Consider the following 15,155-nt stretch of genomic DNA (forward strand, 5'->3'; position numbering starts at 1 on the left):
TTAGTCCTTAATCGCACCAATGTGACGAAGATGCCGAAGCCCCGATCGGAGATCGAAAGAGTCCGTGTAGGGGTCGATCAGCGATTTTGGTTGGGACGGGGCAGCAGATCCTACCATGGTCCAATCCCCGCAGGCGGCCTTGGCTTTCAAAAAACCATGGCCGAGAACCGCGAGAACCGTGATCGGATTGAAGATGAAGATAAGCAGCACCATGGTGTTGGCCACGGACCTATTAATCCAGTCATAGGGGATGGCTATCATGATCTCGAGGCCAATCCAGTACAGCAGAGTCACTACCCAGTAGAGCTTCGCGTACCATGGTCGCCAAAACCAATCGGCCGCGCGCGGCGATGGCGGGCGCGCCTCATCTGTCTGTTCGATGTGATCAAAATCCTGCATCTGCAACGCCTTTCCATCTGGAAAAATAGCATAGGTTCATCCGACTGGAAACCGATCCGCCCTAGTCACCGTGGACCGATCGTCCATGGCCACCGCAAGACTCCTGCCCCCTCCTTTCCTCCTGCCCTCCATCAAGCTTTGTTTTACGGTTCTAACAACTGGGCGTACTTCAAATCCTGGACACGGCCGCAATGAAGAAAAAACGGCCCAATCGAGATGCACCTCCCAGTCTTTCTACCGAAGCGGATGCCGCCATCCTGCGACTTGCGCGCCTCCTGGGCCGTCAAATCGCCCGTGAACTTGATCAGGAGCGACAGCAGCGAGAAAAGCGAACGGACGTCCCGCCCAAATCGTGCGAATGAGTTTTGCGTGTCCAGCCCTTTCAATATCAGATGAACCATTGTCGGGCCGAATGTTGCGGCAAATATGCTGCTATTCCTTGCTGGTGTCGGCGTATTTTTGCGCCGAACGGCAGTGCAATTGCGATGTTGCCCACGGAATGATTTTATCTGAAAATCACGGTCTTTCCGAAGGACGAACTTGTGCCTGCGTTTGCATTCTATCTTATCTCCAACGACGGCGAGCCATCGATGAGGCTGGTCGATGTGCCAGATGTTGACGCTGCGAAAACATGGGCAATGGATGCGATCAGACATGGGTCATTGCACAGCATTCGCTTCTGGGACGGTGTTCGCGTAATCGAGGTGAAACGCCCTGCGATGCGACAACCCAGACAGAAGCCAAGCGATGCAGAGGAACGCGGAAAGCGTATGATTGCCATGAAAGCCAAAGGCATGAAACTGCGCGAAATTGCCGCAGCATTTGGGATCAGCATCGGCCGGGTGCGCGATGTCATGGCACGTGAGGAGTTGCGTGCCCGAGAGGAAGCTACTCAAACCAACCGTGCCGCATTGTCAGGCAGGGCCAACAACGTGTTACGACATTTAGTCATCGAGCCGGAAGCGGACCCTGCCGAGCGCGACCGGCTACTTCCGGAGCGGGTTGCAACATTGACGCGCGGTAAAATAATGAATCTAGGCAATTCGGGCAAGGTCACTCTTGCCGAGATTGAAGCGTGGCTGTGGGAACGAGGCTATTGTCTTAGCGACGATATCTGAGCTGGACTTTATACCGCATTCCCCGGTGTGTTCGTAGCCGGTCAGTGGGTTGGGCGTGTTGCAGCTTCCCGCGAAATGCCACAACGATCAGGGTATACCGCGTCTTTGGCGCAGGTTAAGGGTTTTAAATGAGAGCGGGGTGAATGCATAAGTGGGACATTGTGCTCAGTCCGGTCTTGAGCAACAATGCCAGGGAAGCTGCCATTCCCGAAATTTGACGACCTCCCCGCTTCGTGCAACGCGGCACTTCATTAACGCTTTGTTAGAGGTTTCCCCGGGACTGTAACCGGGTGCATATCGGCGCAATTATACCGAGATTTGCGCCACCGTTTATGGAGAAGTGTCGATGACAGTCGATAAATTGGCAGTCAAGTTTGACCGGAGGCAGCACCCACGCTTCGTCACTGCGTTCGAGGCTAATTTGACCGAAAATGATGGAAGCCGAACGGTTATTGTGGGCGATATTTCTGCAGGTGGCTGCCTGCTGGAAGATAGCCGTGGCTTCCACGTCGGTCGCCCGGTGCATCTGCGTGCGATTGGATTGGACATGCCATCCCGCATTACGTGGGTCCGCGGCGACATTTGCGGCGTCCGCTTTACCCACATTGTTGATCCACTGCAGATCATCCAGGATAATATGACGCCGTTTGCACCATTGGCAGACCTGATCGGAAAGCTGTCCCCCGAGCATGACGCCGATCAATTGCAGCATTGAGGGCGGCGGTCCTTCGAGCCATTCATGCGTTTGCCGCTGCGGCTTGGCGCTCGTCACTCCGCCATCTCCGACCGCGAACCTTAGAATTTTTACTTTTAAAGCTTAGTCTTTTCTCATGCAGAATCGAGCATCTCAACCTGGCCGCGATCCTTCAACGGTGGAAGGCGGACCTACGAGCGGGGGATGTGTGCCTTGAGCTTTTACTTCACGCGCTTCGAGCATCGGCGCCCGCCCGATCCACTTCCTCATTCTGTTGTCGTTGAAAAAATATGGCAGGGATTGGCGATCGTCAGCCTTCTGCTTGGCGCACGCTACATGGTCTGGCGCTGGACGGAATCCCTCAACTGGGATGCGTTGTGGTTCGCGATCCCGCTGGTGGTAGCGGAGAGCTGTGCCTATTTCGGTTTGGCTTTATTTACACTGAACCTCTGGAAAACACATGATTATCCCATGCGAGAGCCGCCCGATCGGATCGGCCAGTGCATCGGTGGTGATGCAGGGGATGATCGTCCCGTCGCAGTAGATGTGTTCATAGCGACCTATAATGAAGAAGAAGAACTGGTTCGCCTGAGCATTCGCGATGCCAAGGCGATGCGCTATCCGCATCCGATCGCTTTGCATATCCATGTTCTGGACGATGGTCGTCGCGCCACCATGCGTTCGGTGGCGGAGGAAGAGGGCGTAGGATATATCAGCCGCGACAATAATGTGGGGTTCAAGGCGGGCAATCTGCGCAACGCCATGGAGCAGACCAGCGGCGATTTCATTTTGATCTGCGATGCCGACACTCGTCCCTTCCCCACCCTGCTAGAGCGCACGCTGGGCTATTTTCGTGATCCCGACGTCGCATTCGTCCAGACACCGCAATGGTTCTACGACCTCCCCGAAGGCGAAACCCTGCGCCAATGGCTAGGGCGTCGGATCGGGTTGCCTGGGCGCTGGATGGGCGGCACGATCGAATGGATGTTCGGCGAAATCCGCGTCGGCGAAGACCCGTTCGCCAATGATCCGGGGATGTTCTACGATATCATCCAGCGCCGACGAAATCCGTATAATGCCGCCTTCTGCTGTGGCGCAGCGTCTCTTCACCGGCGCGAAGCGGTGATGTTCGTGGCGCTGCGCGCCTATGGCGACGCGATCGCCAGGGCCAGCGGCGAAACCCGATCCCGGCTTGCACGCCTCACGCAGCGACAGGCCAGTCCAGAAGGTCAGGCGCTTGCACGTTGGCAGGCGGCGCAGGCTGAGGAACTGACCCCCTATAAATTCCATGTGTCCGAAGATATTTATACATCGATCGTCCTACACCAGGACCGTCGTCGTCGCTGGAAATCGGTGTTGCACCCGCACATCGAATCCAAGATGCTTTCGCCTCAGGATCTCCTGACCTGGACAATACAGCGCTTCAAATATGCAGGCGGCAGTCTGGACATCTTTTTCCACGACAACCCGGTGACGGCAGCTGGCATGTCGCTGGGTCAACGGCTGATGTACCTGACCACCTTCTGGTCCTATCTGGGCGCTGTCTGGAACCTTGCCTTTCTCCTCGCGCCGCTGATCTACATGTTTTTTTGCATTGCGCCGGTCAGCGCCTATACCGGCGACTTCTTCGGTCATGCCTTGCCGTTTCTGATCGCCAACGAACTGGCGTTCATGTTCGGCACATGGGGCATGTCAGGCTATAAAGGCAAGGTTAGCTATCTGGCATCCTTCCCCATCTCTTTGCGGGCGCTATGGGCGGTGCTGCGCAAGCAGAAGATCAAGTTCCCGGTGACGCCCAAGGAACGGCAGGACGGCAATTTCCTGCATCTTGTGTGGCCCCAGGCCGTAATAATTGTCGCAACCCTAATAGGCTTTTGCTGGTCGGCCATCGCTCTGTGTTTGGGTTTGGGCAACTATAGCCTTGGCGGCCTGATCGCCAACGGACTGTGGGGTCTCAATAATATTCTGGCGATGATGGTCATGGTGCGTGCCGCCTTCTGGAAGCCGGAGGAAGATGCATGAGTTGGCGCGAGGGCCTGCGCAAGGGACGAAGCCATTTGTTGTTTGCCGTCATATTGGCGGTAGCGGGGACGCTTGTCGTCCATATCGAAGACGATAATCTGGAGCAGGAGACGGGCCATCGTCCAGTCGCGCGGGCAGGCGTAGCGACAGTGAAGGTGAGGAGGAAACCAGCGGTTGTTGCACTTCCTAACAAACGGGCCCCATCGCCCGACACGTCGCGTCCGACAGTCGATGATCCGACACCATTCGCGGCCTATGTGCAGGTCGGCGCATTTCGGAATCGCAGCCGAGCAGAACGAGCCGGCGCCAGCGCATTGCGCAGCTTGAATGGCGAGCCTGCGCTGGGGGTGCGCGTCGAACCGTTCGCCAAGATTTTTCGGGCGGAACTGGGACCGATCGATCCTTCCGCCGCAAAAGTCTTTGCGCGCGCCTGCTCGCGCTTGGCCATGAATGCCGGTTAATTATACCACGCTCGGCTAAGGACTGAAGAATTTAACCAGCGCGAGATGATTGACCCCATCCTGAATATGATAGTCGATGCGGTCGATGCAGGATTGAATGATACCGATACCGCGTCCGCTCTCTCCCTCCAGCGAAAAAGGGCGACACGCCAACAGCAGCCCTTCCTGCATGGGCGCTCCATCATCGCTGAGTTCCAGAGCCACCATGCCATCCTCTAGTCGCACCTGCAGATGGATCACGCCATCGCTCCGTCCAGCATAGCCGTGGAGGACGATATTGTTTGCAGCTTCCACTAGTGCGAGTTCCAGGTCGACCAGAGCAGCATCGGGAACATGCCGGTCAGTGCAGCATCGCTTAAGATGCGCCGTGAGATGCTGAACCTGTTCCAGCCGGCCGGGGCAGCTGAAATGCGTGGGGTCAGGCACGCAGAGCCGCCTTGCCCTCTTCCACTCCATCGGTCAGTCGAAACACGGTGTCGAGGCGGGTCAGTTCGAACAGGCGCCGCACCGACGGCTGCGCGCCCGCGACAGCCAGAGATCCGTCCTTGCCGAGCATCTTGAGCAGCGAGACCAATACGCCCAGACCGGTGCTATCCATGAAACCAACGCGGCGCAGGTCCAGCAGAACCTTGCGCACGGTGCCATCGATATGCGCTTGCAGGGCGGCCTTGAAAGCAGGCGCCGCCACGGCGTCCAGCCGGTCGGCTTCCACCTCGATGATCGCCAGGTCACCGTCCATGCTAATCGCTGTCACCCGTTTTTACTCCTTCTATCATTTCCAACGCGAGCAGGGAAATATCGTCCTCAAATCCCGAGCGCCCCCGACGTGCGCTCAGCGCCGCTTCCACAGTGCGCACCATCGTAGCGATCGGCTCGTTCACGGCGACCGCCAACAGATCGCATAATCCTTCCATTTCCAGCGCATTGCCGTCGCGATCGCTACATTCGGTTACGCCGTCGGAATATAGAACCAACCGCGCGTTGGGAGGAAGCACGAAGTGGGACGGTTCGTATTCCGCATCGGTGAACCAACCCAGTGGAAATGCCCCAGGTACGGCCAATGCTTCGATCCTGCCAGGCTGCACTAGCAAAGGGGGTGGATGCCCTGCGCGAATGATCCAGCCTTCGCGTGAATGGGGAAAGAGCAGTCCGCAGATCAGCGTCGCATAGCTTTCGGAGTTCTGGCTCGCGATCTCGCGGTTGAGATCGACAATTGCGCGCACCATCGCGTCAGGCGAGTCAGGGGCAAGCTGCGTGAGGCGATGGTGAATGTGAAAGGAAGCCAGGGCCGCCGGCACGCCGTGGCCCTGCACATCGGCCAGGAAGAACAGACGCGCGCCGTTGCGTAGCGGAAGAACGCCAATCGTGTCGCCACTGATATGCTGCGCCGGACGATAGGCCCAGGCCAGTCGCAGCCCGTCCGACACATTCCGTTCGGGCAGCAGCCGACGATGGAGCGCCGCGGCCGCATCGAGATCCGCCTGCACACGCCGATAGGCGTCGCGCGTGCGCCTATGCGCGGCGGCCAGATGATGATTGCGGCGCTGGAGCCGGTGATGGAGCAGGACGTTTCGGCGCGCGGACGCCATCGCCAGTTCAAGTTGCAGTCGATCGAGTGGTTTGAACAGGAAGTCGTCGACGCCCGCGTCTAAAGCCGCGCGCACCGTCTCAGAATCCCCGCGCGCGGTGGTCATCACGACATGCAGGAAGCGGTCCTGACTGTGCAGAGAGCGGACACGCTGTACCAGGGCAATGCCGTCCATGCCGGGCATCTGCCAGTCGGTGATGAACATGTCGAAGGTTTGAACGTCCAGCAATGCCAGCGCCTGCGTAGCGTCAGTTGCGGCTGCTACCGAACAGCTCAGCGCTTCCAATTCCCAGGTGATATAGTCGAGAAAAAGCTCATCATCATCGACCACCAATATTTTGAGCGGCCGGTCATTCCACTGCTGGTTGGATGTCGTCGCCAACGCGGCTGTCTCCTTGCTCGAAACTTTGGTTTGGTCTCATCCATTCGCACGAGGTTGCAACAAGGCGTAGCCGCAAGAGCTTGCCTATGGCACATTTAATCGAAGTTAGCGGAAAATTAAACTGTCGCATCGCAACATGACCGCGTTATGCTTTCCTGCCAAGCGGGCGGTTCGCTTGTTCGAATGCGGAGCCAAGATGTGACGATACGGCCCATTTTATATGGCATGACGCTGTTGTTTTCGATCGGCGTCGCGCAAGCTGAGGACCGCGGCGTAATTTACGCTGGTGGTGGTGCGGGGGATGGCGCTGGTGGCTATGCGGGCGGTCTGGTTGCCTTGCCCGGCGCATCGTTGGGTCATGGCGTTGCGGTCCGCGCCGGAGTCAATGGGGGGACCTATCGGTATAGAGCCAGCGAGCGCATCGAAGCGACCTATCTGGGTGCCGAGATTGCGCTGGTATACCAGTTTTCGGGCGATTGGGGCTGGGCCAATGTGTCGGCCGGTCCGCGCGTCACGGATACCGATCTCGACCCTGACGATCCGGGCAACAAGTTGCGAGGCACCCGCCTGGATGCCGGGCTACAGTCCGACGGGTCGTTGGGAAATCATTGGCGACTGGGCTGGTTCGGCTCCTGGGGCGTGCGTAACGAATCCTATATTGCGCAGCTTCGGCTGACACGACTGCTGGATGAAGGAAGCCAGACGCGGGTAGGCCTTGAGGGTATCTTGCAGGGCGACCCCACCTATAAGCGCGGCAGCCTGGGCGGTCATGTTTCGACCGCACTCGGCAGTAACTGGCAGGGACAGGTTTCAATCGGCGCCAGTGAGCAGGCTGGGCGAAAGGCCAAGCCCTATGCGTCCCTGGGCATCAGCCGGGTCTTCTAGGGCCGATTTCCGATGGCCACAGGCCGCATCATCCAGATCGGCCTTTTGTCGGGAATCCTGGCCTTGACCGGGTGTATACCGGCCGGGCGGCCGGCGGTGCCTGGGCCGCCGCCGTCATCACTAGCGCTGCCCGCAGGCTATCGTCTTGTCTGGTCCGACGAGTTCGATCAGGGCGCTGCACCCGATGTCCGCAACTGGAGCTATGATAGCCATCGCAACCGCCAGGGCTGGTATAATGGCGAGGAGCAATATTATGCCCGCCACCGCGCGCGCAACGTTCGCATTGAAGACGGCCGCTTGCTGGTCGAGGCCCATGCGGAACGGCTCGACCGCTCCGATTATCCCGATTGGGGCGGACAGGCCTATAGTTCTGGGCGACTGATAACCCGCGGTCATCAGAGCTGGACGCAGGGTTATTTCGAGGTGCGGGCGCGCATGCCCTGCGTTCGAGGCGCCTGGCCCGCTCTATGGCTGCTGCCGGTGCAGGAAACCGGACGCTGGCAGGGCGGTGAAATCGATATTGCCGAGCATGTGGGCGCAGAACCGGGAATAATCCATCATTCGATCCAGACGGCCGCCCGCAATTTTCGCACTGGCGATCATCCCACAGCCCAAAGTATGGTGTCAGATGCCTGCACCCAGTTCCACCGTTATCAACTGCACTGGACACGGGACTGGATACGGATCGGCGTGGATGATCGCGCCGCAATGGTCGTTAGTCCGATGGACCTTGGAATTGCATTCGACAGACCCATGTATCTCATCCTCAACCTGGCGATCGGGGGGCAGTGGGGTGGGATAAAGGGCGTTGACGCCGCCGCCATGCCAGCGCGGCTGGAGATTGACTATGTTCGCATCTACCAGGAGGATCGGCTATGATCGTGCGCCCTGATTGGCGACGATGGACCATAATCGCTGCCGTCGTTGGCGTTGCGCTGCTGATTGTCGGCGTTGCCACCATGCTGGTTGCCCAATCCAACGAGAGCAGGAATGTGCAGCAGGAGGTCGAACTGTCGCACCGGCGGCGAGCGCTTCTCCAGACCGTGCTCTCCGAACATCAGGACATGGAAACCGGCCAGCGCGGCTATCTTCTGTCCGGGCAGCGCAGTTTCCTGGAGCCTTATGACGACGCACGACGTCATATCAGTGACAGCCTTGACGAACTCGAACGATTGCCTGCCCCCCCCGGTGCCCGGGCGAATATGGCGCTGCTCCGTCGGCTGTCCAAGCAGAAGCTGGCCTTTGCGACGCGCACCATAGCCCTTCGCCGCAAAGGCGATGTAACCCAAGCTCAGTCTGCCGTGAGCGCTGGCGAAGGTAAGATGGTGATGGATCAGATCCGCGCCGAGATAGGCCGACAGCGCACGGCGGAGGAGCAACGATTGGCCCGCGTCGCGGCACAATCGCGACTGGCGCAGGACAGGCTTCAGATCAACAGCTTTTTGCTGCTTGGTACCCTCACCCTGCTGTTATTTCTCGCCGGGTTGGTCATTCTGCATACGCTGCGTGCAAGAAAGCGGGCGTTTGAGAGGCTGGACGACATTTCCCGCCGACGGCAGGCGATCCTTGACGGCGCCATGGACGCTATTTTCATCCTCAATCCCAGCGGCAGCATCGAGGCCACCAACCGCGCCGCTACCCGCATCTACGGCTACTCTTTCCAGGACATGCTTCGACGCGATATCGGCATGCTCTTTGCCGACCCACCGCCGAACGGTCAGGTTGCGGCCTATCTACGGAGCATGCGTCTGGTAGAGGGTGAAGCGGGTCATATGCAGGAAATTATCGGCAGGCGCAGCGACGGCACGGTGTTTCCCACCGACGTGGCGGTAACGGCGGTATCGCTGCGGGACGGCATACATTATGTCGCGGTGGCCCGGGACATATCCGAACACAGGCGTGCCGAGCGAATGAAAGCAGAGTTCGTCGCCAGCGTCAGCCATGAACTGCGCACGCCCCTCACCTCCATCTCGGGATCATTGGGCTTGCTGATCGGCGGGGCGGGCGGGACGCTGCCGGAGAAAGCGCAGCGCCTGATCATGATCGCGCGAGACAATGCCGAACGTCTCGTGCGCCTGATCAACGATATATTGGACATTGAAAAAATCGATTCTGGCCGCATGACCTTCGCAAATCGCTATGTCGATCTGGCCGTCATCCTGCGCGAGGCCCTTCAGTCGAACCAGGGCTATGCCGACAAATATGGCGTTATGCTCCACATGCAGAGCTTGCCCGAGGCGGCCTTCGTCTGGGCCGATCCTGACCGCCTGATGCAGGTGTTCGCCAATCTCATCTCCAATGCCGTAAAATTCTCACCTGTCGGCGAAGCGGTGGAAATCGTGATCCGATCCGAACATGGCCGACACAGGATCAGCATCTGTGATAAGGGGCGTGGTATTGACGCTGCATTTCGGTCACGCATCTTTAGCCGTTTTGCACAGGCTGACTCCTCCGATTCCCGCGAAAAGAGCGGCACCGGGTTAGGGTTGAGCATCGTGAGGGAAATCGTCACCCGGCTTGGAGGCGCTGTGAGTTTCGATTCCGAGCCGGGCGAGGGAACGCAATTCCATGTTGATCTGCCAGCAGCACAGCCCGACGAGGCAGAGGGGTCGGTGGACCGACTCCTTATCTGCGAACGCAATATACAGTTGGCGGGGCAAATGGCCGACGCGCTGGCAGATACCGGCTTGGCATGTGATGTCGTCAATAGCACGGCACAGGCAATGAAGGCGGCGCAGGAACGACGATATCGGGTTATCTTGGTTGATTCCAATCTGCCAAGTGGCGGCGGCATCGCTCTCGTCCGCAGTTTGCGGCAGATTGATGGCTTGGAGACCGTTCCTATCCTCATGATCTCGGCGGATAATCGGCATGGCGGGATAGAAGCAGAAGCTCTACGTATCGTCGACTGGCTGCAAAAGCCCTTGCCGCTAGACCGGCTGGTGACGGCCGTTGGCCATTTGCTGGCGGGCGAGCGTCGGACTGAGCTTCCCCATATACTGCATGTCGATGACGATCCTGATGTTTTGCGTCTCGTGGCTGCGGCGCTCGAAGGGCAGGCGGAGCTCGTCTCGGTGGACAGCATCGGCACTGCCAGAGCAGCGCTCACTGTCGGCAGTTTTGACTTGGCCATACTCGACCTGGGCTTGGCCGACGGCTCTGGATTAGACCTTCTGCCTGATCTGCGCCGTCCCGGCGCGTTGTCAGTTCCCGTGATCATTTTTTCGGCGCAGGACGCCGACCCGGACGTTGCTGCAACGGTCGAGGCCTATCTTACAAAGTCGCGCACGCCTATTGAGCGCCTGACTGCGACGGTGCAGCATCTATGGCAACAGGCCGGACCAGGAATGGGCACATGATTCGCATCCTCTACGTCGATGACGAACCGGATATTCGCGAAATAGCCGAGATTGCGCTCGGTCTTGATCCTGAGTTTGACGTTAAATTGTCCTCGTCGGGCCTGGAAGCTCTTGCCATCGCCCACGATTGGCAGCCGGCGCTCATCCTGCTGGACTTCATGATGCCGGTAATGGACGGCCCGGCCACTCTCCATGCGTTGCGTGAACAGGGAGCGACCGCAACTATTCCGATCGTCTTTATCACCGCTCGCAGTTCGGAGAAGGATATCGAGTATTTGCTGGCCTTAGGTGCCGTTGGCGTGCTGGCCAAGCCCTTCGATCCCATGACGCTCGCGGCAGAGGCACGGCAATTTTTATGAGCGATGTCGATGCACGGCTGGAGCAGCTTCGCGTCCGCTTTCTGGCTAGATGCCAGGCGGACTTGGCAGATATCAAAAACCCATTCCTGCCCTCCGAAGCACTTCAGAAAATTGCCCATCGCATTGCAGGCATGGCTGGCACGGTAGGTTTAAGCGCGCTCGGCGACGCGGCGTTCGCTCTCGATCAAGATTTCCGACATGGGAACGAAGATGGCGCATCACGGCGGGCATTGGCAGAGCGCTTTTCTGATGCCTTGGAAAGCGCCTTGGAAGCTCAAAGTCCCAAGGCATAGTCTTGGTAGCTGCGCTTGAGTTGAAATAACGCTGCAAAAAGGTGATCTGGGGGCGTAGGGGTCGGGTAGAAGAAGCGAACCGGCCGCGCCTTGGGTATGGAAGTTTATCGCTTAACATGCCCGCGTTGGAAAGGCGCCGATAAAAGATTATCCAATGTACGTCCATTGCTCATCCTCGCGCGGTTTCAATCGCGACCGAAGAATGAATTTGGGATGATAAGTTCGCATGCGCCATCAGATGCAATATGACGAAAAAAGACCCTGTCATTACTGACAGGGTCATGGGTCACGGATGATAGCTGGGGGCCAATATACTCATCCGCTATATTAACCTGCTTCCCACCAACTGGTTCCATCGCACCTTAGATTGCGCTAGACGGAAGTCGGCCCTCGAAGCTTTATTCTTCGCCATTGTCCTTTACGCCGACCGTTGGCACGTCAATCTCTTCCTTCTTCGTTCCAACGACCACAGCCTTTGAGTCAACGTCGACCTTTGGCAATTCGCCGCCCTTGACGCTGACTTCAGGAAGGTCGCCTTCCTTCACGTCTGCAGACCAGAATCCTGTTGCGAAGAGAACGCCGACAAGCGCCACAACCGCCACCAACACTATGACAAGCGTTCGGCCGGGCCCTTTCTTCTCCACGATCACGCGGTCATCAAATCGGTTATCGACCATCCTATCCTCCTGCACCTTGGTAAAGGTGGAACGGGGTTGGACCGAATCTGTTCCGGTTGCGAAAGTTTTTTGCTAGAGGATGTACCGGCTGATAGCGATGTAATTTTTCTCCGGTGCTAGCAATGCAAGGCCAAGCGTCGCGGCCATGTCTGTCTCAAGGTACTGCATTCAACACTCCGTCATTCGAGCCAATCGGTTAGGTCATCCAAGAGATCGAGATATGTTGCGCTATAGCCCGCGCTATGGGACCTATGGATCATGATCGGCACGCACGACTTGAATCTGGTTATCCTGTCGGTTTTTGTAGCAATCTTCGCTTCAGGCGTGGGCACCAAACGTTGGAATCAATCCACTAGGCGAACGCACCTAACCGATGAATAGCCACTAAAAGCTCATCTACTCGAAACGGTTTACGAAGAATTTTCGCCCGGTTTCCAACAGCTTGTTCGACAGCGTCTGTATCTGCAAACCCGCTCGCGAAAAGGATAGGTAAGGCTGGCCAGCGCGCCTCGATGCACTTTGCCAATTCAGCGCCGTTCATTCCAGGCATCGCAAAGTCAATGATCGCGATGTCTGGGACATTTTCTTCCAATGCGACCAATGCCGCATCGCCATTTTCGGCTTGCGTCACGCAGTGCCCCTGGCATTCGAGCGCGCTCGCGATCATGCTTCTCACATCCTGGTCGTCGTCGACCAACAATATTTTAATGGAGCCCGTTCCCGCGATATCGACGGGTGTGACTGCTTGAACTGGGTCGTTTGGCTCTTCATCGGTGCAAGGCATGAGCACGCGCACCGTCGTGCCCTGCCCAAGGGTGCTATCGATGTGAACCGTTCCGCCTGCTTGCCGGGCGCTGCCATATATTTGGGCCAGCCCCAACCCTGTTCCCTTGCCGATCGGCTTGGTGGTGAAGAACGGTTCCATGGCCCGGCGAAGTGTGGTCTCGTCCATTCCCGCGCCAGTGTCGCCAACCGCTATCTCGACATATTCGCCATCATCGACCTCCGGATGTCCCAAGATATTACGTACTGTGGTCGAGACCGTGAGGGTGCCGCCATCTGGCATCGCGTCGCGCGCGTTGATCGCCAAATTGAGCACCATCATCTCGACCTGTGTAGCATCTGCGAGGACCGGAACTGGATGAGGATTGAGTGCGAAATCGAGTCTGATCATCGGGCCCAACGTGCGAGCCAGCAGGTTATGTAACGGCCTGATAATGTCGCAGATGATGAGTGGGGTGAGCTGGATGCGCTGAGCACGCGCGAAGGCGAGCAACTGGGCGGTTAGCTTAGCGCCGCGCTCAGCTGCCTCTAGTCCCGCCTCTGCATAACGCTGCACCCGCTCGGGTTCATCGGGACGCCGCCGGATTAAGTCGAAAGCACCCACAATGGCTGCCAGTACGTTGTTGAAATCATGTGCCATGCCCGACACCAACTGGCCCACTGCCTCAAGCTTCTGACTATGGAGCAGAGCCTCTTGCGCTTCCCGGAGCTCGCGCGTGCGTATCTCGACGCGCTGCTCAAGGGTAGCATTCAATTCGCGCAGCTTTTCTTCGACAGTGGCGCGTTCGATTACCAGCCGGGTCCGCTCGGCAATCTCTTCCATGAAGGCGATGTCCTGTCGCTGCCAAGCGCGGTGATAGCGATCATTGAGATAGACGATCGTGCTCAGGCGGCCGTCGCGGACAAACGGCACAACCAATATTGCGCGCGTATCGACCGATTGAGCGGTTTCTCGCGTTTTTGCTTCATCGCTCAGTTCGGCATTAAGAAGATCATCGATGACGACGGTTTGCCCAGCGCTGAGTGCGGCGACGATTTTTGCCCCAAACGCTTCTGCCGGATAGCGCCCGAGTAGCGGCGGCACGGTGCCGTCCGTCCAGCATACGTCATACTCGAAAATATCCTCGATCGGGTCGAGCTGGCCATAGCCGGTCCGGGTCACGTTGAAATGCGTGCCCATCAGCGCCGCAACTTCCTGCAGCGCCTCTTGCGTGTCGCGTCCGCGCAGAGCGTCCGCGATCCGTAACCTTAGCGCAATGCGCGCCTCGCGGCGCACGAATTCCTGGAACAACCTCTCCACCGCTGCGGAACTCAAGGCCATCACAAGGATCAACACGGTAATGGCGCTGATGAGGATCGCAAGATAGGTCTGCCCAAGGCTTGCTCCGCCCGTCGTCATGTCCACCGATGACTTGGAAGTGAATATTGCGGCGCGCATGCCTGCATAGTGCATGCCCGCGATCGCCAGCCCCATGACTGCGGAGGCGACAAGCCTGTGGGACAATTTCTGATCGCGAGCGGTCAACCACATCGCCGCCGTGGCGGCACCGATCGCGATGAATATAGATATACCAAGCCACCCATGATCGTAGCTGAGGTCTGCGGCTATGCGCATCGCAGCCATGCCTAAATAGTGCATCGCCAGAACGCCCGACCCCATTAGCAGCCCGGCGGCGGCCACGCGCCCTGCTGCCATCGTTCGCCAGTCCATTACCGCGAAGCCCGCACCCGTGAATGCGAGCGCAATGGCGAAGGAAACCAACGTGAGAGCCAGATCGAAGCTCATCTCCATTCCCGGCATGCTGTACGCCAACATGGCGACGAAATGCATCGACCAGATGCCGCCCCCCAGCGCAACCGCCGCAGCGCCGAGCCACAGGCGGCGCATCCAGCCGGTCGAGGCGCGCATCCGCATGGCAAGGCTGAGCCCTGAGAATGACGCGAACATGGCGATAAGTATCGACAGGATAACCAGATTGCTGTCGTGCGTGCCGGTCATGATCATGACCCACTGCTCCCATAGTCAGTGCGATAGTGCAACATATCCTCAACCCCTTGGCATCATAAGGAAACAACCTCAGCAAAGATCAAGAACATCTTGAATTTATCGTGACATCGCCACCCTGTCAGCGTGG

Annotated in this window: 15 protein-coding genes; 9 read left to right on the forward strand and 6 right to left on the reverse strand. The window is 58.1% G+C overall.

All coding sequences use genetic code 11. The features are described from left to right. Window positions 1-399 (reverse strand): hypothetical protein, encoded by a 399-nt coding sequence (locus BSY17_RS01370; RefSeq protein WP_069064042.1) that lies wholly within the window; start codon window positions 397-399, stop codon window positions 1-3. Window positions 400-941: 542 nt separating this feature from the next. Here BSY17_RS01370 and BSY17_RS01380 point away from each other — a divergent pair. The 4 genes from BSY17_RS01380 (at window position 942) to BSY17_RS01395 (ending at window position 4,694) form a co-directional block, all read left to right on the forward strand. Beyond that, window positions 942-1,517, forward strand: coding sequence for a hypothetical protein (locus BSY17_RS01380; RefSeq protein ID WP_069064044.1), 576 nt, complete (start codon window positions 942-944; stop codon window positions 1,515-1,517). A gap of 346 nt (window positions 1,518-1,863) precedes the next feature. After that, window positions 1,864-2,232, forward strand: a complete 369-nt coding sequence (locus BSY17_RS01385) for a PilZ domain-containing protein (RefSeq protein ID WP_069064045.1) — start codon at window positions 1,864-1,866, stop codon at window positions 2,230-2,232. Between the two features lie 192 nt (window positions 2,233-2,424). Beyond that, window positions 2,425-4,233, forward strand: coding sequence for a glycosyltransferase (locus tag BSY17_RS01390; protein ID WP_150125686.1), 1,809 nt, complete (start codon window positions 2,425-2,427; stop codon window positions 4,231-4,233). Next, the gene (locus BSY17_RS01395; protein WP_069064047.1) at window positions 4,230-4,694 is read left to right on the forward strand and encodes an SPOR domain-containing protein; all 465 of its coding nucleotides are present in this window, start codon (window positions 4,230-4,232) and stop codon (window positions 4,692-4,694) included. The genes BSY17_RS01390 and BSY17_RS01395 overlap by 4 nt, the downstream gene beginning before the upstream one ends. 15 nt (window positions 4,695-4,709) lie before the next feature. Here the strand turns inward: BSY17_RS01395 and BSY17_RS01400 are convergent, their stop codons facing one another. Genes BSY17_RS01400 through BSY17_RS01410 form a run of 3 tightly spaced genes read right to left on the reverse strand, consistent with a single transcriptional unit; the run spans window position 4,710 to window position 6,664 of the window. Next, complete coding sequence (locus tag BSY17_RS01400) at window positions 4,710-5,120, reverse strand: ATP-binding protein (protein WP_069064048.1); 411 nt, start codon at window positions 5,118-5,120, stop codon at window positions 4,710-4,712. After that, window positions 5,113-5,448 (reverse strand): STAS domain-containing protein, encoded by a 336-nt coding sequence (locus BSY17_RS01405; protein ID WP_237236211.1) that lies wholly within the window; start codon window positions 5,446-5,448, stop codon window positions 5,113-5,115. The genes BSY17_RS01400 and BSY17_RS01405 overlap by 8 nt, the downstream gene beginning before the upstream one ends. Further along, window positions 5,435-6,664, reverse strand: a complete 1,230-nt coding sequence (locus tag BSY17_RS01410; RefSeq protein ID WP_083216970.1) for a PP2C family protein-serine/threonine phosphatase — start codon at window positions 6,662-6,664, stop codon at window positions 5,435-5,437. The genes BSY17_RS01405 and BSY17_RS01410 overlap by 14 nt, the downstream gene beginning before the upstream one ends. Window positions 6,665-6,862: 198 nt before the next feature. On the opposite strand from BSY17_RS01410, the gene bcsS reads away from it, so the two are divergent. Genes bcsS through BSY17_RS01435 form a run of 5 tightly spaced genes read left to right on the forward strand, consistent with a single transcriptional unit; the run spans window position 6,863 to window position 11,560 of the window. Beyond that, window positions 6,863-7,549, forward strand: a complete 687-nt coding sequence (bcsS, locus tag BSY17_RS01415; protein ID WP_171899163.1) for a cellulose biosynthesis protein BcsS — start codon at window positions 6,863-6,865, stop codon at window positions 7,547-7,549. A gap of 12 nt (window positions 7,550-7,561) precedes the next feature. Then, window positions 7,562-8,428 carry a glycoside hydrolase family 16 protein gene (locus BSY17_RS01420; RefSeq protein ID WP_083216972.1) on the forward strand — a complete coding sequence of 289 codons (867 nt, stop codon included), beginning with the start codon at window positions 7,562-7,564 and terminating at the stop codon, window positions 8,426-8,428. Further along, the gene (locus BSY17_RS01425) at window positions 8,425-10,908 is read left to right on the forward strand and encodes a CHASE3 domain-containing protein (protein ID WP_069064051.1); all 2,484 of its coding nucleotides are present in this window, start codon (window positions 8,425-8,427) and stop codon (window positions 10,906-10,908) included. The genes BSY17_RS01420 and BSY17_RS01425 overlap by 4 nt, the downstream gene beginning before the upstream one ends. After that, window positions 10,905-11,267, forward strand: coding sequence for a response regulator (locus BSY17_RS01430; RefSeq protein ID WP_069064052.1), 363 nt, complete (start codon window positions 10,905-10,907; stop codon window positions 11,265-11,267). The genes BSY17_RS01425 and BSY17_RS01430 overlap by 4 nt, the downstream gene beginning before the upstream one ends. Next, window positions 11,264-11,560, forward strand: coding sequence for an Hpt domain-containing protein (locus BSY17_RS01435; RefSeq protein WP_069064053.1), 297 nt, complete (start codon window positions 11,264-11,266; stop codon window positions 11,558-11,560). Before BSY17_RS01430 ends, BSY17_RS01435 begins: the two co-directional genes overlap by 4 nt. 398 nt (window positions 11,561-11,958) lie before the next feature. On the opposite strand, the gene BSY17_RS01440 is transcribed toward BSY17_RS01435, so the two are convergent. Further along, window positions 11,959-12,237 carry a hypothetical protein gene (locus BSY17_RS01440; protein ID WP_069064468.1) on the reverse strand — a complete coding sequence of 93 codons (279 nt, stop codon included), beginning with the start codon at window positions 12,235-12,237 and terminating at the stop codon, window positions 11,959-11,961. 352 nt (window positions 12,238-12,589) lie between these two features. Then, window positions 12,590-15,025, reverse strand: coding sequence for an MHYT domain-containing protein (locus tag BSY17_RS01445; protein WP_069064054.1), 2,436 nt, complete (start codon window positions 15,023-15,025; stop codon window positions 12,590-12,592). Window positions 15,026-15,155 lie beyond the last annotated feature (130 nt).

Source organism: Sphingobium sp. RAC03 (assembly GCF_001713415.1).
Taxonomy (GTDB): Bacteria; Pseudomonadota; Alphaproteobacteria; order Sphingomonadales; family Sphingomonadaceae; genus Sphingobium.

Bases quoted from the DNA above. Each gene is read 5' to 3' on its own strand.
- BSY17_RS01395 (WP_069064047.1), top strand. From the start codon at position 4,230: ATGAGTTGGCGCGAGGGCCTGCGCAAGGGACGAAGCCATTTGTTGTTT.
- BSY17_RS01445 (WP_069064054.1), bottom strand. From the start codon at position 15,025: ATGATCATGACCGGCACGCACGACAGCAATCTGGTTATCCTGTCGATA.
- BSY17_RS01440 (WP_069064468.1), bottom strand. From the start codon at position 12,237: ATGGTCGATAACCGATTTGATGACCGCGTGATCGTGGAGAAGAAAGGG.
- BSY17_RS01435 (WP_069064053.1), top strand. From the start codon at position 11,264: ATGAGCGATGTCGATGCACGGCTGGAGCAGCTTCGCGTCCGCTTTCTG.
- BSY17_RS01385 (WP_069064045.1), top strand. From the start codon at position 1,864: ATGACAGTCGATAAATTGGCAGTCAAGTTTGACCGGAGGCAGCACCCA.
- BSY17_RS01430 (WP_069064052.1), top strand. From the start codon at position 10,905: ATGATTCGCATCCTCTACGTCGATGACGAACCGGATATTCGCGAAATA.
- BSY17_RS01420 (WP_083216972.1), top strand. From the start codon at position 7,562: ATGGCCACAGGCCGCATCATCCAGATCGGCCTTTTGTCGGGAATCCTG.
- BSY17_RS01370 (WP_069064042.1), bottom strand. From the start codon at position 399: ATGCAGGATTTTGATCACATCGAACAGACAGATGAGGCGCGCCCGCCA.
- BSY17_RS01425 (WP_069064051.1), top strand. From the start codon at position 8,425: ATGATCGTGCGCCCTGATTGGCGACGATGGACCATAATCGCTGCCGTC.